This is a genomic window from Pseudomonas sp. GW822-FHT01E03 (assembly GCF_058802985.1).
In genome coordinates, this window is sequence record NZ_JBXAOQ010000001.1 from 447,106 (window position 1) to 465,171 (window position 18,066).

Below are 18,066 nucleotides of genomic sequence, written 5' to 3' on the forward strand. Positions count from 1 at the left end.
CCAAATACCACTGGGTGATGTAAGTGCCGCGAGCAAGTGAAGCTGCCACCCACCCTCAATCTGTGCAAAAACGTAGCGCAAATGCAATTACTGTCGTTCGCGGCATGGGCATCCATTGCGCCGGAGAGTCTTCATGAACGAATTGCTTCTAGTTGCTGCCATTTCCATCCTGGCAGTTATCAGCCCCGGCTCTGACTTCGCCATGGTCACCCGCAACAGTTATGCATATGGACGACGCAGCGGTTTGATGGCCGCACTGGGTATCGCCTGTGGCGTCCAGATTCACGTTTTCTACACAGTGTTCGGCGCTGCAGTGATCTTCACTCAATCACCCTTGCTGTTCATGGCAATGAAGTTGCTGGGCGCCGGATACCTCATTTATCTGGGTATCAAGTCCCTGACCAGTACTTCTTCGTTGACATTTGGTGGCGCCAACGCCTCAGCCCCTTCATCCTGGGAAGCATTTCGTACTGGCTTTTTCACTAACGCGCTCAACCCTAAAACCATGTTGTTCGTGGTGGCGACATATAGCCAAGTGGTGCACACAGGCAGTTCGCTAACCGCAAACTTTGCGTACGGCCTGTTTATGTCGTTCACCCATTGGGCGTGGTTCAGTTTCGTGGCACTGTTTTTCTCCGCTGAAGCGTTGCGCCGGCGAATGCTGGAAAAGCAGCAGGTTATCGACAGACTCATTGGCACGGCACTGATCGGCTTGGCGGCGCTTCTGGTCATTCCAGGGGTTGGAGGAGTGTTATGAGGTCAGTGCGAAGGGCTCCTTATAGGCAGCAATCGGCTGACAATCGCATTCACTTTTGTATCACCGCTTGAACTGGCTGGGTGCTATCAGTGCAGTTACGGGTTGCGATGTTTTCTCGGGCAGTCGCCGCAGCCTGATTTGGTCGCCGGCACTCCCGGCTTGCCGAGTCAGCCCGCCGGCCATACGATTCGACTATTCCTCAGACGGAGGAGTCATTGTGAAGCCGGTGATGCTCCTGACGCGCATCCTGGCGCCTGCCATCGCTCTGGCGTTGGCATCTGCCGGTCTGCATGCCGACGACCCGTTCTCGCCGTTGCGCGATGCCATGGTGCGGGAGATCGCCAACATGTCGTCCGTCACCCGCGACGAAACCGGCAGAGTCGAGTTTGCCGCGCCGGTGATGGCCGCGATGGCCAAGGTGCCACGCCATAAGTTCGTCCCGCCCGACGAGGTGCCCTACGCCTACGAAAATCGTCCGCTGCCGATCGGCTACGGCCAGACCATCTCCCAGCCGTACATCGTCGCCTTGATGACCGACCTGACGCAGGTCGGGCCCGGCGACGTGGTACTCGAGATCGGCACTGGCTCGGGCTACCAAGCGGCGATCCTCGCCGAGCTGGCGCAGGCGGTCTATACGATGGAGATCATCGAGCCGCTGGCAGTGCAGGCCGGGGAGCGCTTGGGCCGTCTGGGATATGCGAAGGTGCAGGCCCGGCTGGGCGATGGCTACCACGGCTGGCCCGAGCACGGGCCTTACGACGCCATCCTCGTCACCGCCGCCGCCAGCCATGTGCCGCCGCCACTGATCGCCCAGCTCAAGGCCGGCGGACGGATGGTAATCCCGGTCGGCGCGCCGTTCATGATCCAGTACCTGCTGCTGATCGAGAAGGCCGGCGATGGCAGTGTGTCCACCCGGCAGGTGCTGCCTGTGAGCTTCGTGCCGCTGGTCGGAGGCGGTTGAGCATGCATTCGCCGCCCTTGCTTGCCCTGGCACTGCTGTCTGCCTCCGCGCTCGGCTATGAGGTGCTGCTGCTGCGACTGCTTTCGATCATCCAGTGGCACCATTTCGCCTACATGATGATCAGCGTCGCGCTGCTCGGCTACGGCGCTGCCGGCACCGCCGTGGCGCTGGCACGGCCTGTGCTGGCGCCGCGCTTCCACGGCGTGTTCATTGGCGGCGCGGTGTTGTTCGGGCTGAGCGCCATCGCCTGCTTCAGCCTGGCCCAGCAGGTTCCGTTCAATCCCCTCGAGATCCTCTGGGACGCGCGGCAGTCGGCACGCCTGCTGATGATCTACCTGCTGCTGTTCGTGCCGTTCTTCTGCGCGGCGGTGTGCATCTGCCTGACCTTCACCTGCTTTCAGGAACAGATTCACCGGATCTACGCCTTCGACATTCTCGGCGCCGGCGTGGGCAGCCTGGCGGTCGTCGCCGCGCTGTTCGCCCTGACGCCCGTCGATGCGCTGCGGCTGCTGGGCGGCACCGGCATCGCCGCCGGGGCGCTGGCCGGAATGGCTTGCACCGGGCATAGGCGCTGGCTCGCGCCGTTGCTGCTGGCGGCGGCAGTCGCGGTGCCGGCCGGCGTGCCCGGACGCTGGATCGCCCTGTCGCCCTCCGAGTACAAGGAACTGAGCCAGACGCTGCGTATCAAGGATGCGCGCGCAATCGCCCAGACCTGGAGTCCGCTGGGTCTGCTCACGGTCGTCGACAGCCCGACCATTCCCCTGCGCTACGCGCCTGGCCTAAGCCTCAACGCGACACAGGAACCGCCCGCACAACTGGCCATCTTTACCGACGGCGACGGCCTTTCCGTGCTGAACCGCTATGACGGGCGCCGCGAGCCGCTCGCCTACCTGGACTACCTGACCTCAGCTCTGCCCTATCACTTGCTGCGCCAACCCCGCGTGCTGGTGCTGGGCAGCGGCGCTGGCGCCGATGTGCTGCAGGCGATCTACCACGGCGCCAGCGCGGTGGATGCCATCGAACTGAACCCGCAGGTGATCGATCTGGTCCAGCGCCGCTTCGCCGACTTCTCCGGCAAGCCATACAGCGCGCCCAACGTCCGTGTGCTGATCGGCGAGGCGCGCGGCCTGGTGGCTTCGCGCGGCGTGCCTTACGACCTGATCCAGATCGCCCTGCTGGACTCCTTCGGCACTGCCTCGGGCGGCCTGCATGCGCTGCCCGAGAACTACCTGTACACGGTGGATGCCTTCGCCGAGTACCTGCGCCATCTCGCGCCCGGCGGCTTGTTGGCCATCACCCGCTGGGTCACCCTGCCGCCGCGCGATGTTCCCAGGCTGCTGGCCACCGCGGCCGCGGCCATCGAGCGCGACGGGCAGGCCAGCGCGGCGCGCCGCATCGTCATGATCCGCGGCTGGAAGACCGCGACGCTGCTGGTCAGCAACAGGGATTTCGACGACGCCGGCATCGCCGTGCTGCGGGAATTCTGCCGGGCGCGCTCCTTCGACCTGGCCTACTACCCCGGGATGACCGTGGCCGAGGCGAACCGCTACAACCTGCTCGACCGGCCCTGGTTCTTCGAAGCGGCGCAGGCCCTGCTGTCCGGCGAGCGCGCGGAGTTCCTGGCGCGCTACAAGTTCGACGTGCGTCCGACTACGGATGATCGGCCGTATTTCTTCCACTTCTTCAAGTGGCGCTCGCTGCCGGAACTGTTGGCGCTGAAGGCGCAGGGCGGCCTGTCAATGCTGGAGTGGGGCTATCCGGTGCTGATCGCCACGCTGCTGCAGTCCAGCGTGGCCGCCGTGCTGCTGATCCTGGCGCCGCTATGGGTGGCTCGGCGGCGCCAGCGACGCTCTCGGAATGCGGCTTTGGCCAGGTTCGAACTTCGGGTCGTGTCCTACTTCGCCGCCATCGGCTTTGCCTTCATGTTCGTGGAAATCGCCTTCATCCAGAAGTTCACCCTGTTCCTCAGCCACCCGTTGTATTCGGTGGCGGTAACGCTCAGCGCGTTCCTGATCTTCGCTGGCCTCGGCAGCCGTTACTCCGGCCGGCGGCGGGGGGACATTGGAACGGGTGTGGGGCCCCGTCATCCGCTCGCACGGCCAGTCCTGGCGATCTGCGCGATCGCCCTGCTCTACCTGATCGCCCTGCCCCCGTTGTTCCAGCTGCTGGCGCCGGTGGGGACCCTCGCCAGGTTCGGTATCTGCGCCGCGCTGGTAGCGCCGCTGGCGTTCGCCATGGGCATGCCGTTTCCGCTCGGACTCGGGCGCGTCTCCGCGCGCGACGAAGCACTGGTGCCGATCGCCTGGGGTGTCAACGCCAGCGTATCGGTGGTGGCGGCCGTGCTGGCGACCCTGTTGGCGATCCACCTGGGTTTCACCGTGGTGTTGCTGCTGGCGTTGCTGCTGTATCTCGCGGCGGCGGTCGCATTTCCCTGATCGCGGCGGTTCGCAGCAAAACGTCAACAGACCCTGGTGAGACGAATGGCCTGTTGGAACGCCGCTTGACCAGTTCACACGTCTCGCCGGTGGTGACCGGCAGAAACCGGCCAAAAGCAGCCAGTCGGAAATGTCCACGAAACCATGGGCGATTCACTCTGGGGCACATTGGCATTCAGCTTCCCTCCGCCCTCGGTTCCCGACCGGGAGCGCGGCGCCTACAATGTTGCCATTATCATTTGTCGTCCATCTTTGTTGACGATTGTGGCCGGCGCTCAGTGCTCTCTTCGGCGTTGGGCGCTTCTGGAAAACTCCCTGGCGTGAACACATGGGTCTGCAAGTCGCTGGCATCGACTTCGGCGACACCATGAACCGAACGAGCCAGAACAATGGCCTGTTCACACTGTCTATGAGTGTTGACGCGGCCGCTTAACCCCACTATGCCCGCATGGGTTTTGACATTGATATGCAGGCTAAGGGTCGGATCGGAAAATGCCAGGGCCGACTTCACCTTGGCGGTAATCCATGCATCGTGAACGGCCATTTCCAGACCATGGGAGTAATGCTGGAAGGAGTGAATTTTCATGGCTGAACCCTCTGTCGCGTAATCAGACGTACCGTCCATCCCATTTGCTGTGTCGCCCTCTGCCTGTCAGGTGAACGCTATGGATACCTGATTCGCTTTGGAGCGCTCGTCACGCAAACATTGACAGAAATTAATTATAGTACGGCCGTTGCCTGCGGTCAGAGCGCTGTCCCCGTGAACGTCCGCCTTGGTCGCTCGGTGCTTGGCGACTGCATAAATCAAAAGGGATCGCGCATGAGCAAATATTTGGTTTTGTTATTGGCTGGCGCCACAGGCGTTGCTCAGGCGCAATCCATATGCACTTACCCATGGTATCAATCGATCGATAAGATACTGCACACATCCGATGCGCAAGGGCACGGGCCAGATATAGGCTCAGACGAATGGAAATCGGTGATCGAATTCAAGTTAGGGGTTCGCGATGGGGCAAATGTCCCTGAACGAAGCTCCGAACAGTGGTGCCAGTACATTGATCAGCATATCAATGCAATGCAGCCGACTGGGGGCGGCACGGAAAAATCGTCGACTGCCAATGTGACACCTGGCCCTTCATACGATTGCGCCAGAGTTGAGCCTGGCGGTATCGAAGCGATGATATGTGAGGACAAGGCGTTATCCGCGCTCGATCGCAATCTGTCGGCAGTTTATGCCAGTGCGAGTATTAAGGCCGGCAACGAGCATCCTCCCCGGCTAAAAGCAGAACAACGTGGATGGATCAAGGGACGCGACGACTGCTGGAAGAGTGATGACGTCAGTGCATGCTTGCGCATGGAATACCAGCGCCGCATCGCCGAGTTGCAAGCACGCTACCGACTGGTCTCGGGCACTGGGCCTGTCTATTACGAATGCGACGGCAACCCTGCTAGAGAGGTGACTGTCATGTTCTTCAAAACCGATCCGCCGACATTAATCGCCGAGCGTGGCGACAGCGTATCGCTGATGTACCAGCAGCCAAGTGGCAGTGGCATAAAGTACCTAGGGCGCAATGAAACGCTTTGGGAGCATCAGGCCGAGACCATAATCACTTGGGGATACGGTGCGCCCAAGTCGCATTGCAAAAGAAAGCCTTGAGCAACGATTCAATCAGCTGGGTAATTGCATATTGCTGCCCCTCGTGACAGGCAGAAATCGGCCAGAAGCTGTCGTTCGAACACCAAGGTTAAACGGGCTTGTTCAAGCCACCATTGCAACCTTACGGATTACTAATCCTTGCGAGTAAGGGCTAATGACGAAGCATCTAATGATGCCTCGTCTTGAAGCTTAGGCTGGCTTGAAACAGTACGCGGCCAGCTTGTTCCCATCGAGATCCCGCGCGTAAGCCGCATAGGCGTCAGGTGCCCAGCCTCGCGGACCCGGTGCACCTTCGTCGGTGCCGCCACTGGCCAGCGCCGCGGCGTGGAAAGCGTCAATGGCCGCACGATTCGGCGCTTCGAAGCTGATGGTGACACCGTTACCCACGCTGGCCGGGGCGCCGTTCGCCGGTTTCAGCACGAAGAAGGACGGAGCGCTCTCCCCCCAGATCGACCCCTTGTCGTCCAGATCAGCGATGCGTTTTTGGCCCAGGGTACCCAGGACATTGTCATAGAAGCTGCGCGCTTTTTGCAGGTCGTTGGTACCGACGGTCACATGAGTGAAAATGGTCATCTTTGTGCTCTCTTTGGTGTAGATATGCTGGGTTGATGTTGCAGGTTTTCGCGCCTTTGACTGGCCCTGACGGGTTTCGCCAAACCTGTTGAGTCAGCGATCGAAATGGATAACGGTGCGGATGCTTTCGCCTTGGCGCATCAGGTCGAAGGCTCTGTTGATCTCCTCCAGCCCCATGGTGTGGGTAATGAAACTATCCAGTGGAATGTCGCCCTTTTGCGCGTTCTCGACATAGCTGGGTAGCTCGCTACGTCCTTTCACACCGCCAAATGCCGAGCCGCGCCAGATGCGCCCGGTCACCAGTTGGAAAGGACGGGTACTGATTTCCTGACCGGCGCCAGCGACGCCAATGATCACCGACTCACCCCAGCCCTTGTGGCAGCACTCCAGGGCGGCGCGCATCAGATGGACGTTGCCAATGCATTCGAAGGAATAGTCCACACCGCCCTCGGTCATCTCGATGATCACGTCCTGGATCGGCCTGTCATAATCCTTGGGGTTGATGAAGTCGGTAGCGCCCAGTTGCCTGGCAATCTCGAACTTGGCCGGGTTGATATCGATCGCGATGATCCGGCCGGCCTTGGCCATGGTCGCACCGATAATGGCTGCCAGCCCGATGCCACCCAGACCGAAGATTGCCACGCTGGCTCCCTCCTCCACCTTGGCCGTATTGATCACCGCGCCAATGCCGGTGGTCACACCGCAACCGAGCAGGCAGACCTTCTCCAGTGGCGCATCCTTGGGGATTTTGGCCAGGGAAATTTCGGGAAGCACGGTGTATTCGGAGAACGTCGAGGTGCCCATGTAGTGAAAGACAGGCTGCCCTTCGTAAGAGAATCGGCTGGTGCCATCTGGCATCAAACCTTTGCCTTGAGTGGCACGGATTTTCTGACAAAGATTGGTCTTGCCGGAGGTGCAGAATTTGCACTCGCCACATTCCGGGGTGTAGAGCGGGATCACATGGTCGCCCACCGCCAGTGAAGTTACCCCCTCGCCAACCGCTTCGACGATACCGCCACCTTCGTGGCCAAGAATAACGGGGAAGATCCCTTCGGGATCGGCACCGGATAACGTAAACGCATCGGTATGGCAGACACCTGTCGCAACAATGCGTACCAGCACCTCACCGGCTTGCGGCGGCGCTACATCGACTTCGACAATTTGCAGAGGCTGGTTCGCCGCGAAGGCGACGGCCGCTCGTGATTTGATCATGTTCGTGATTTCCCGGACGCAAAGAGGCGCCGTTCCTGTGTAGAAACAGTCAAGAGATTGTGTTCAGAGGGGCGTTACAGAGGGCGGGCGTCCTTGCCCTTGAGACCGATTAGAGCGATGCCTCGATCTTCTTTGCTGCGGCTTCGTCGACCCAGGCATGCCAGATTTCCGGGTGTTCCTTGAGGAACATCCTGGCCAGCTTCGGCGATTCGATGCGTTCCCGGGTCATCCTCGCCAGGTTCTGATTCAACAAGTCGATCGGAATGTTGACCTTCTCCAGTACTGCGACCAGTTCAGGAGCCTGTTCATGAAATGCCTTGGAGAGTCCCACCATGGTGATGACGTCTTTGTTGGCGCCGGTCTTTTCCTCCAGCCTTATCGCATCGATCTGCCCCATCAGCGGCGTCGGTGACCAGTAGTAGAACAGCACCGGCTCACCGCGTTTGTAACTGGACAGGACAGCCGCATCCAATGCCGCACCGGTACCTGGACGAAAGTTTGTGAACGTGTTTTCAAGACCATACTCTTTCAACATCTCGGTATTGTCCTGCTCACAGATCCAACCCGCAGGACAGTTGTAGAAACGGCCTTTGGACGGTTCTTCCGAATCGCGAAAAACACTCGCGTACTTGCTCAGGTCCGCGACTGTCCTGAGGTCGGGCGCCTGCGCTGGCCGGTTACGTTTAGCGTCCCCTTCAACGACGTAACGCGGCACATACCAGCCCTGAGTCGCACCAATGATCGGAGCGCCAACCCCGACAACCTTTCCGGCCGCCACCGCCTTTTTCCAGACTTCGCTGCGCTCCATCCACTCTTCGCCAAACACCTGAATGTCGTTGCCGGCCAGTGCGGTCTCGAGAATGATGGTGTTACCCACCAACTGATCCGTTGTACAGCCATAACCATCCTTGAGCACGATCATCATGATGTCGGTGAGGAGCATCCCGCTCTCCCAGTTCAACCCGGCAAATTTCACCGACTTGCCCGATTCACACCACCCTGAGGCCTGGCTTGAAGCACTACCGACAAGCAAGCCAAGGGTGAGCAAAGAGGCCAACAAACTCTTCCTGTTTTTCATGATCAGACGCTCCGAATCATTATTATTGGGGGCAGCGAACTGTTGTGTGCGACACAGGAGCAAACGAGTCCATCAGATTTAGCATGGACAAGTGCGTGCGCAAACACGTGAAACAAAGGCGTGAATCAATTGCATTTATTGTTATTGGCGAAGCTCAAGCTAATGGATCAACAGAAGTACGCCCGTAGAACAACTGGCGCGCATAGGCACTGAACTCGACATCGGGCTGGTCCACGTACGCAAACACCGCGTTGAGCCTCAACCTGTCCCCTTCCACCGGCGTGACCCGGTGCAATGAATAGCGGCCGCGGAACAATGTCAGGGTGCCTGGCACTTGAGGCAGAACCTCTACCTGCTGTGTTTGCGAGTCATCGAGGAAATGCCTGACCGCGTCATAGCAATCGTCGCTTTCATTGCGCAGCATCCGCACATACTCGAAATCCCCACCGGCGCTTGCAGCCTGAAGCGACAGCGTGACGCTGAAGTCGGAACGATCAAAGTGCCACCCCAACTCCTGCCCTGCCGTGAAGCCCTGCAAGTTAAGGGCGGCTAATGGATCGGCATGACGATAGAGCGTGTCCAGAGCCAAAACATCTTTGATGAAAGCAAGGACTTCGTCCGATCCATAGATCTGCCGGATCAAATGGTCGGCAGGAATATCGGCATAGGCAACAGTGTCTTTTGCCGTGTTCATCAAGCGTCGTAGCGGGTGTTCCGGATCAACGCTTTCGTCCTGAGGTTTGAAATAAACCGTGTGGCTTTCCCGAAAATGAAACATGCGCGAGTGCAGTGCAAGTGTCTGCTGCGCCATCGCGACAACCGATGGATTGCGAACAAAACCCGGAAAGATCGCAACGCCCTCTTGTGCCAGCAACGACTGACTGTGAGTGACCAGTGCGAGATAAGCGGGGCTGGTGCGATCGGTGATTGGGTAACGCTCGAGATCGACGAGATCGCCCAGGGTTAGCGCAGGTGTGAAAGGCAGGGTAGTCATTGTTGTTGGTCTCCGTTGGCTCTGCTGGATTCAGATTGCATCGGCACCAAAAACAAGTCACGCTCATAATTTTACGCAATTTTGTGAATTATTTTCAGGTCGTATACCCATGAGACTGACGCTGGATCACTTGGTGATGTTGCAAACCTTGTCGGAAGTCGATTCGATCACCGCGGTGGCCGAACGTTTATGGCTGACACCTTCAGCCGTCAGTCACCGCATACGCGAAGCGGAGCGGCGGCTAGGTGTGAGCCTGACGGAAAGATCAGGAGGAAAGCTCAGACTCAGCCCTGCCGGCGTGCGCCTGGAACGGGCCGCCAAAGACATCATCGCCATACTCAATGAGGCTGAGTCCGAGGCCCGGTCCATGGCTGGTGGCGTCACAGCGTTTGTCCGTATGGGTGTCACCTCCTACGGCCCATTTCGCTGGATTCCAAAATTCATCAAGCACTACTCAAGTCTTCGGCCGGACATCGAAATCACACTGGTGACCGTGCCCCGTAACGACGTTTACGCGAGCCTGATGCAAGGCAGACTGGATGTGTCCATTATCGATGACGGCATGGTGCCTAGCGGTGTCGCGAAGTTGCCACTTTTTCGGGACGATTTGATTGCAATCATGGCAACCGATCATCCCCTTGCGGGAAGGAAAAATATCTATGCGGAAGACTTCAAGACTTACAACCTGGTGACGTATTCGACCGATCGCGCCAGTGGCTGGGAGTATGACCGTTTCTTCGCCCCCGCCAGCATCTTGCCGCGCCGCATGATCACGGTGGAGTTGATCGAAGCCATCGTTGAACTGGTCCGCTCAGGATACGGAATCAGCATATTGCAACGGGATTTGGTAACCCCCAGCCTGGAGCGTGGGGAGCTTGCGTGGGCGGCCCTGAATGACGGCCTGGATATCGCCTGGAACGCAATCGTTCGCCCCTCGGAACGGGAAGATAGCGAGGTCAGTAAAATGGTTACGGAGCTTGATACCTGGATAAAAAACGCAGGAAAACCTGAACGCAGCTAATCGCTGGTTGATGCGTAAAAATGGTTTTTTGGTCGATGGCAGCCCTTCGCGACGGGCAGCAATCGGCCGAGTCCATTGCCCCACCTGATCCATCACAATCAGAAAGCACTCGTGACGAGTTTACTTGCGTTTTTCGGTGTGCTCGGCATCGAAAAAGGTAACCTGCTTCAGGAGTCTCGGCTAGCGAGAGCGGTGCTTTTTTATCAGATCGAATGGGGGCTGTTCAGAGTTTCCTTAGGTGAAAATCAACTAACTCAGTCGACCAACAACCTAAACTTTAATCAAAATAGCCACCATACTCAGCCATTGAGTTGAGCGCGCAGTAAATGCCCGCAAAAGAACAACTCGATTTATTCCACCAAGGTCGGGGATATCCATCTGCGCGTAGCATTTGCGCGGGCGGATAAGCGCAGGCAAACACGGTATTTAAAGCGGCAGACACTCAGGCGCTTTCTTTGCCACCGGCGCAAGTAGCAAGAAGTAACGCATCATCCGGCACCAAGTGTACCGGTCGCGTTACAACTCAAATAAATATAGATGCATTGGAACAACAGCGCCAGCGCTGTGGAGTCAACTTGCGCAGTTGCATGAGCGATCAGCAGCCGTTCCGGTAATTAATGCCAGTTCGATTCAAGCGTTAACAATCGCACTGAGCGGGCAAAATTCGATTTTAGCTATCGCGTGCATGATGTCGGTAAGTGAGCTTCCGGTTGACGGGCGGGCAAGGCCAAGAACGCCCTTGCCGCCGCCCCACATAAAAACTGTACTCACGCACAGGAAGACTCTCATGCACACCATTCGTAACACCTTGGTGGTGGTAGATTCGCAGCAGTCCACGGACCTGATCCTGAATAGAGCCAAAATGATTGCCAGTGCCACCCGGTCGCACCTGCATCTGCTGGCCTGCGACAAGGGACACCACCATTCCTCTTACCTGAACGAAATGCAAGGCGGCCTAGTACAAGCGGGTTATAGCGTCAGCACCCAGCAGGACTGGCATGGGAGTTCACACAAGACCATCATAGCCGCCCAACAAGCGGAGGGCTGCGGCCTGGTGATCAAGCAGCACCTGCCCGACACCCCGCTGATGAAGGCTCTACTCACCCCCGAGGATTGGAAGCTACTGCGATACTGCCCCAGCCCGGTGCTTATAGTAAAAACCGCAAGACCCTGGACCGGTGGCGCTATTCTCGCGGCCATCGATGCTGGCAGCAGTGATATGGAGCATCGCGTCCTGCATTCCGGCATCGTCAGCCACGGCTACGACATCGCCACACTGGCCGGCGGCACTCTTCACATGTTGAGCGCCCACCCCTACCCCATGCTGTCGGCGGCCGACTCTGTATTCCAACTCAAAGAAAGCATTCAGGCTCTCTATCGCGAACTGTGCAAGACATTCCAGGCCGAATTCGACGTCAGCGACGAATGCCTGCATATCGAGGAAGGTCCTGCCGATGTGCTGATCCCGTACATCGCGCACAAGCTCGAAGCCGTGCTCACGGTGATCGGTAGCGTGGCCCGCACCGGACTGTCCGGCGCATTGATCGGCAACACCGCCGAGATGATTCTGGACACCCTGGACAGCGACGTACTGGTGCTCAAACCGGACGATATCATCACCCACCTGGAAGAACTGGCCGCTCCACCAGCGAGTCCATCGGCCGATACGGCAGCATCCTCTTGGCCGTATAACCATCATAACCATCGGCCACATACTTAGGAGTTAGTCAACTGCACCGGCCAACCAACTGCCTTGGCATAGCACCTCAGGCCAACCATGCAGACTCACTCAGTAACCAAGACCTGCCGTCCTGTCAGTCCGTGCCAAGAAGAAGGCGAGGCCGGCCTGCACCGGAATCTGCAAGCAAACATGTCTGCAGGATGAATTGCCACGTGTTTCTTCGGCACTTGTGATCGTCGGCTTTGGGTCGATCTCGGTCCTTCGTGACCGGCAGAAACCGGCAAAAAAGCAGCCACTCACGAACGACTACTTCCGACCCAATATAGCCTGTCAGTAGTCTTGGAGGTTCCTTCCTTTGACAGGTTCATCTGCCCACCCCGGCTGCCGCTCGAACGCCTCGAACAGCTCGAAAATGGTCGACTTGACCTTCTGCACGGCATTGCTCTCTACAACCGTGTCATGCCAGCACAGCGAAAGATCCCGCTTGAACAGTCGATGATCGATCCTGGCCAGTTTGAGCCTGTGTTGCACAAGCTCAACATGGGCTGCGGCCCACGGCAGGATCGTGACACCGAGCTGCGCCTTGACGGCTGAGAACAACAGGTCGGTGGAATTGGCTTCGAATTCAACCTCGCATTTCAGGCCGGCCTCCTGCAGTGCAAATTCGACCCGACTGCGAATGGTGTTCGGAGCACAGGGCAGCACCAGCGGCATCTTCGCCAATGCCTCAATCGACACCGGTTCATCCGGTAATGAAAACTCCGGCCACGCCACCAAGTACAGCGTTTCGGTTAACAGCCGTCGGAAAGCCATGCCCCGGGTTTCGACCACATCGACATTCACCGCCAGTGCCACTCGCCCTACCGTGATCAAACGTCCGAGTTCGGCGCTCGGAGAATCAATCAATTCCAACTTGATACCCGGATAACGGCTGCGAATCGTGCGTGCGAGCGGAATTGCCAGCATGCGCGCCGTACTCGACGGCATGCCGACCGAGACTTTGCCTTGCGGGAATTCGGCGTCCTGGCGCAGCAGTTCGTGGGTGCCGTCGGCCTGGCGCAGCAGTTCGATGGCATGCCGATAAAGCGTTTGCCCAGCCGCCGTGGGAACAACGCCATGCACGCTGCGCTCGAGCAGTTGCATGCCCATGTCCTGTTCCAGGTTGCGCATCTGCTGGCTGATGGCTGGCTGCGCGATATGCAGCGTTTCACTGGCGCGGGTGATGTTCCCGCACTCGACCACCTTGATGAAATACCGCAACTGGCGCAGGTCCATGTGTACCTCCCAAGTCATATGATTTTCCGATGACTGTAGAGAAATATCATATTTGAAGGTTATGAGATACGGCGCCTAGACTCGTCTCACAACACGAAGCGCTAACGGTCGTCACAGGCGAATGGCGCTTCAAAGGCCTTAGTGCAATGACCGGTATTCAACCCTTCAATGGAGAACCCTATGCAAGCTATGCAAGGCGTGAAAATCGTCGACCTGAGTCGCGCACTGTCCGGGCCGTTCTGCACCATGGTGCTGGCAGACCTCGGTGCCGATGTGATCAAGATCGAGCCCGGCCCGACTGGTGATATGAGCCGCACCTGGGGGCCCTTCGACCGTGGCGTGAGCACCTACTACTTATCGTGTAACCGCAACAAGCGCGGCATGTGCATTGACTTGCGCACCCCCGAAGGGTTGACCACCATCCAGCAGTTGATCGATGACGCCGACGTCGTCATCGAGAACTTCAAACCTGGCACGCTGGAAAGCATGGGCCTCGGTTATGAGGTGCTCAGCGCCCGCAATCCGCGACTGGTATTGGGCAGCATTAACGCCTTTGGCGCCGACGGGCCGATGAGCAGTTGGCCCGGCTTCGACCAGATCGCCCAAGGCTACTCGGGGCTGATGAGCCTGACCGGTTTCGTCGATGGCGACCCGACACGCACCGGCACCGCCATCGGCGATTTGACTTCGGGCATGTGGCTGGTGACAGCGGTGCTGGCTGCGCTGCTCGAGCGCGAGCGCACCGGGCGTGGCCAACATGTCAGCACGTCGCTGCTGGCCAGTCTGGTCGGGTTGCTGAGTGTGCACGGCCAACGCTACCTCAGCCTGGGGGATGTGCCGCGCCGCACCGGTAACGCCCATTCGGTGATTGCACCTTACGGCGTGTTCCAGACAAAGGATGGCCCGCTCAATCTGGCGCCGATCACCTCGGCCATGTGGGGGCGTTTGTGCATACTGCTCGATTTGCCCGAGCTGCCGGACGATTCGCGCTTCGCCACCAATGAAGCGAGGGTCGAACGTCGTGACGAATTGAGAGAGATTCTGGAAAGTCGTTTGAAAACCCGCAGCAAACGCGAGTGGACCTCGCTGTTCGTCGACGCAGGATTACCCGCCGGCCCGATCAACACACTCGATGAGGTCTTCGACGACCCGCAGGTGCTGCACAGCCAACTGACCGAGACACTCACGCACCCGACCCTTGGTGCACTGCGTCAGGTAGTGACCCCGGTGTTCTGCGCCAATGACAGCGTTGTCAGCCGCCCACCGCCGCTGCTTGGCGAACACACCGTCGAAGTATTGCGCGAAGCCGGTTTCGACGCTGCATCAATCAACGCACTGCTCGCCGCTAAAATAGTGTTCCAGAATTCCGATGACATGACCGGCGCGCAATCGACAGGAGCCGCACAATGAATTCAGCCTCTTCCACAACAGTGACCGTCAACCGGGTCGATGAACGCATCGCGCGGCTGGTCTTCAGCAACCCCACACACCGCAATGCACTCAGCGCGCAACTGCTGACGGCGCTCGACGAAAGTCTCATCGCACTGGCGTCACAACGCATCCCGGTGGTGATCCTCGGCTGCGAAGTCGGCCAATCCGTGTGGAGTGCCGGCCACGATATCCGCGAACTGCAACACGACCGCGACCCGATTGCCTATGGCAAACCGCTCGAACAGGTATTGCGCCGCATCCGCGCCTATCCCGGCGTGGTGGTTGCCCTGGTGTCCGGCTCGGTGTGGGGCGGCGCGGTGGATCTGGTAATGAGCTGCGACATGGTCGTCGCGGACCGCAGCGCAAGCTTTGCCATGACTCCGGTGAACATTGGATTGCCCTACACCACCAGTGGATTGCTGCGCTTCTTCAACAATTTGCCGATTCACGTGTTGAAGGAAATGTTTTTCACTGCACAAAAGCTCGATGCGGTGCGGGCGGAACGGTTTGGTCTGGTCAACCGACTGGTCGACACTGATGTGCTGGAAGCGACCGCGCTGGAACTGGCGCACGGCATCGCCTGCAAAGCGCCGCTAGCCGTTGCGGCGGTCAAGGAACAGCTGCGTATCCTCGAAGACCTGCAACCGATTCCGGTGCAGGCGATGGAGCAGATTGCCGAACTGCGCCGACAAGCCTGCGAAAGCGCTGACTTTGGCGAAGGACTGGCAGCCTTTGCCGAGCGCCGACCAGCAGCATTTAATGGCAATTAGCACGACAGCGTTGAAAGCTTCTGTGTTTGTACGATCGACTTCGCAGGCAAGCCACGCTTCCTCGTTTCGTCACGCTCGGCCCGACGCGAGTCGATTGCTAAACATCCCGAGACAATAACAACAAGGACGGTACCTGCGGGACCGTCCGAATGCGGGGAGTCAGATTGAAATGAATAATGAAATTCTGTCGATTTTAGTGCTGGTGGTCATTTTCGGCATCGCCAGCGTGTTGCCCATCAATATGGGCGCGCTGGCGTTCGCGGCGGTCTTTATCGTCGGTTCGGTGATAATGGACATGACACCGGCGACCATTTTCGCCGGTTTTCCCAGTGACCTGTTCCTGACTTTGGTCGGTGTCACCTATTTATTCGGCATCGCCCAGAACAACGGCACCATCGACTGGCTGATCGAACGGGCAGTGTTGATGGTGCGTGGCCATGTCGCCTGGATACCCTGGGTGATGTTCGTGGTGGCGGCGCTGCTAACCGGTTTCGGTGCGCTGAGCCCTGCGGTGGCAGCCATCCTCGCGCCTATTGCTCTCAACTTCGCCTTGCAGTACCGCATCAACCCCGTGCTCATGGGACTGATGGTGATTCACGGCGCTCAAGGCGGCAGTTTCTCCCCTGTGAGTATTTTCGGTGGCATAACCAATCAGATCGTTGCGTCCTCCGGGCTGCCTTATGCACCGTTCACTCTGTTCATCGCCAGCCTGCTGTTCAATCTGGGGATTGCCATGGTGGTATTCGTAGTCTTCGGTGGTTTACGTAGCGCTCGCGTGTCAATGGTGGTGGTCCCGTCCGGTCCCGAATTGCATGCTGCCGGTGCATCGCTGGCCATTCTTGGCCACGGTGGTACGCCGGCGTCCCCTGCTTATCATCGTACTGACCTGACGGGTGCCGGTGCGCCGCTACATACCCTCAGCGGCCTGGACGGGGCCAAGCTGTCGACGCTGGTCGGGCTGTTGGCCCTGGCGATCTCGGCATTAGTGTTCAAGTTCAATATCGGGTTGGTGGCCATGACGGTCGCGGTAGTCCTGGCCATGTTCGCGCCCAAGGCGCAGAAGGCGGCCATCGACAAGGTCAGTTGGTCGACTGTTCTGCTGATTACCGGGATCATCACTTACATCGGAGTGATGCAGACCATCGGTACCATCGACTATGTCGCCCATGGCATCTCCGGCTTGGGTGAGCCGCTGCTGGTCGCTTTGCTGCTGTGCTTCACGGCCGCAATTATCTCGTCCTTCGCTTCGTCCACGGCGTTGCTAGGGGTGATCATTCCCCTGGCCGTGCCATTCTTGAGCCAGGGCCACATCAGTGCGGTCGGCGTGGTCGCGGCTATCGCCATTTCCACCACCATCGTCGACACCAGCCCGTTCTCCACCAATGGTGCGCTGGTGGTTGCCAATACCCCCCCGCTGGAACGAGAAAAAGTGTTGCGCAGTCTGCTGATCTATAGCGCGGTGGTTGCCCTGGTGGGACCCTGTGTTGCCTGGTTGACCCTGGTGGTGCCCGGGGTGCTCTGAGCTTTCGGGTCAGGCCCTGATCAGCCTGATGGACTCAATTTTTCCGTCACCGGCCACGAGGGGTAAATTCCTGCACGATTTTCGGAAGGGAAGAATCGAAGCCATAAGTGCAGAACCTGCCCGCCCGCAAAAATGAGCCTTTTGAAATGGAAGTCATCTCATGTTCGAACGTAACAAACTGGTTCCGGAGTTAATGGTAAGCAACCTGGATAGCAGCCTGGCTTTTTGGGTTTATTGCCTGGAGTTCAAAGTAGCTTATCAACGCCCGGAAGATGGATTTGCATACCTTGATTTGAATGGTGCTCAAGTAATGCTTGAGCAGGTTGATTCGGACGCGGGTCAATGGCTGACTGCGCCGTTGACTAAGCCGTTTGGAAGAGGCATCAACCTACAGATTGATGTTGAGGCTGTCGCACCCATCATCCAAAAACTTGATCAGGTTGGATTTCCTCTCTATCGAGAATGCAAAGACACCTGGTATCGGGCGGACAATGTAGAAGTAGGCCAGCGCGAATTCATCGTCCAGGATCCCGACGGTTATCTCGTAAGGTTGGTAGAGCGGTTGGGTGAGAGACCGGCTTGCTCAATCTGAATCTGAGCCAAGCCGACCGTCAGCTTTGTGTTGTGGACTCAACCGGTCGGTAGCTGCCCATCGCGTCAGGCAGCTATCGGCCAGTCGGCGCCCCTCCCCCTGCTGCG

Annotated in this window: 16 protein-coding genes; 10 read left to right on the forward strand and 6 right to left on the reverse strand. The window is 58.5% G+C overall.

Annotated features, from left to right (window positions below; all coding sequences use genetic code 11):
- The first annotated feature begins 133 nt into the window (after positions 1-133).
- The 3 genes from AC1RP7_RS01920 (at position 134) to AC1RP7_RS01930 (ending at position 4,153) form a co-directional block, all read left to right on the forward strand.
- Positions 134-757: a LysE family translocator gene (locus AC1RP7_RS01920; RefSeq protein ID WP_057715285.1), complete on the forward strand. Its 624-nt coding sequence runs from the start codon at positions 134-136 to the stop codon at positions 755-757.
- A gap of 217 nt (positions 758-974) precedes the next feature.
- Positions 975-1,718, forward strand: a complete 744-nt coding sequence (locus AC1RP7_RS01925; RefSeq protein ID WP_493182339.1) for a protein-L-isoaspartate(D-aspartate) O-methyltransferase — start codon at positions 975-977, stop codon at positions 1,716-1,718.
- A 2-nt stretch (positions 1,719-1,720) separates the two neighbouring features.
- Entirely contained in the window at positions 1,721-4,153 is a 2,433-nt protein-coding gene (locus AC1RP7_RS01930; RefSeq protein WP_493182342.1) for an SAM-dependent methyltransferase, read from the forward strand.
- Between the two features lie 235 nt (positions 4,154-4,388).
- Here the strand turns inward: AC1RP7_RS01930 and AC1RP7_RS01935 are convergent, their stop codons facing one another.
- Positions 4,389-4,739, reverse strand: coding sequence for a BON domain-containing protein (locus AC1RP7_RS01935; protein ID WP_057715287.1), 351 nt, complete (start codon positions 4,737-4,739; stop codon positions 4,389-4,391).
- Between the two features lie 234 nt (positions 4,740-4,973).
- Between AC1RP7_RS01935 and AC1RP7_RS01940 the strand changes: the two genes are divergently transcribed.
- Positions 4,974-5,810: an MliC family protein gene (locus AC1RP7_RS01940; protein WP_493182344.1), complete on the forward strand. Its 837-nt coding sequence runs from the start codon at positions 4,974-4,976 to the stop codon at positions 5,808-5,810.
- A gap of 189 nt (positions 5,811-5,999) precedes the next feature.
- Here the strand turns inward: AC1RP7_RS01940 and AC1RP7_RS01945 are convergent, their stop codons facing one another.
- The 4 genes from AC1RP7_RS01945 to AC1RP7_RS01960 form a co-directional block, all read right to left on the reverse strand.
- Positions 6,000-6,383 (reverse strand): VOC family protein, encoded by a 384-nt coding sequence (locus AC1RP7_RS01945; protein ID WP_057715289.1) that lies wholly within the window; start codon positions 6,381-6,383, stop codon positions 6,000-6,002.
- A 93-nt stretch (positions 6,384-6,476) separates the two neighbouring features.
- The gene (locus AC1RP7_RS01950; RefSeq protein ID WP_090454906.1) at positions 6,477-7,595 is read right to left on the reverse strand and encodes an S-(hydroxymethyl)glutathione dehydrogenase/class III alcohol dehydrogenase; all 1,119 of its coding nucleotides are present in this window, start codon (positions 7,593-7,595) and stop codon (positions 6,477-6,479) included.
- Between the two features lie 109 nt (positions 7,596-7,704).
- Positions 7,705-8,673 (reverse strand): ABC transporter substrate-binding protein, encoded by a 969-nt coding sequence (locus tag AC1RP7_RS01955; RefSeq protein WP_090454905.1) that lies wholly within the window; start codon positions 8,671-8,673, stop codon positions 7,705-7,707.
- Positions 8,674-8,827: 154 nt separating this feature from the next.
- Positions 8,828-9,667: a HalD/BesD family halogenase gene (locus tag AC1RP7_RS01960; RefSeq protein ID WP_493182348.1), complete on the reverse strand. Its 840-nt coding sequence runs from the start codon at positions 9,665-9,667 to the stop codon at positions 8,828-8,830.
- A 109-nt stretch (positions 9,668-9,776) separates the two neighbouring features.
- Here AC1RP7_RS01960 and AC1RP7_RS01965 point away from each other — a divergent pair, with 109 nt between their 5' ends.
- Entirely contained in the window at positions 9,777-10,688 is a 912-nt protein-coding gene (locus AC1RP7_RS01965) for a LysR family transcriptional regulator (RefSeq protein WP_057715293.1), read from the forward strand.
- A 787-nt stretch (positions 10,689-11,475) separates the two neighbouring features.
- Positions 11,476-12,408, forward strand: coding sequence for a universal stress protein (locus AC1RP7_RS01970; RefSeq protein ID WP_493182350.1), 933 nt, complete (start codon positions 11,476-11,478; stop codon positions 12,406-12,408).
- A 291-nt stretch (positions 12,409-12,699) separates the two neighbouring features.
- On the opposite strand, the gene AC1RP7_RS01975 is transcribed toward AC1RP7_RS01970, so the two are convergent.
- Positions 12,700-13,644 (reverse strand): LysR substrate-binding domain-containing protein, encoded by a 945-nt coding sequence (locus AC1RP7_RS01975; RefSeq protein WP_429521976.1) that lies wholly within the window; start codon positions 13,642-13,644, stop codon positions 12,700-12,702.
- A 180-nt stretch (positions 13,645-13,824) separates the two neighbouring features.
- Here AC1RP7_RS01975 and AC1RP7_RS01980 point away from each other — a divergent pair, with 180 nt between their 5' ends.
- The 4 genes from AC1RP7_RS01980 (at position 13,825) to AC1RP7_RS01995 (ending at position 17,959) form a co-directional block, all read left to right on the forward strand.
- Positions 13,825-15,054 carry a CaiB/BaiF CoA transferase family protein gene (locus AC1RP7_RS01980; RefSeq protein ID WP_057715296.1) on the forward strand — a complete coding sequence of 410 codons (1,230 nt, stop codon included), beginning with the start codon at positions 13,825-13,827 and terminating at the stop codon, positions 15,052-15,054.
- Positions 15,051-15,845, forward strand: a complete 795-nt coding sequence (gene scpB / locus AC1RP7_RS01985) for a methylmalonyl-CoA decarboxylase (RefSeq protein WP_223504335.1) — start codon at positions 15,051-15,053, stop codon at positions 15,843-15,845. The genes AC1RP7_RS01980 and scpB overlap by 4 nt, the downstream gene beginning before the upstream one ends.
- A gap of 169 nt (positions 15,846-16,014) precedes the next feature.
- Positions 16,015-17,367, forward strand: a complete 1,353-nt coding sequence (locus AC1RP7_RS01990) for an SLC13 family permease (protein WP_493182354.1) — start codon at positions 16,015-16,017, stop codon at positions 17,365-17,367.
- 160 nt (positions 17,368-17,527) lie between these two features.
- Entirely contained in the window at positions 17,528-17,959 is a 432-nt protein-coding gene (locus tag AC1RP7_RS01995) for a bleomycin resistance protein (RefSeq protein ID WP_218498429.1), read from the forward strand.
- Positions 17,960-18,066 lie beyond the last annotated feature (107 nt).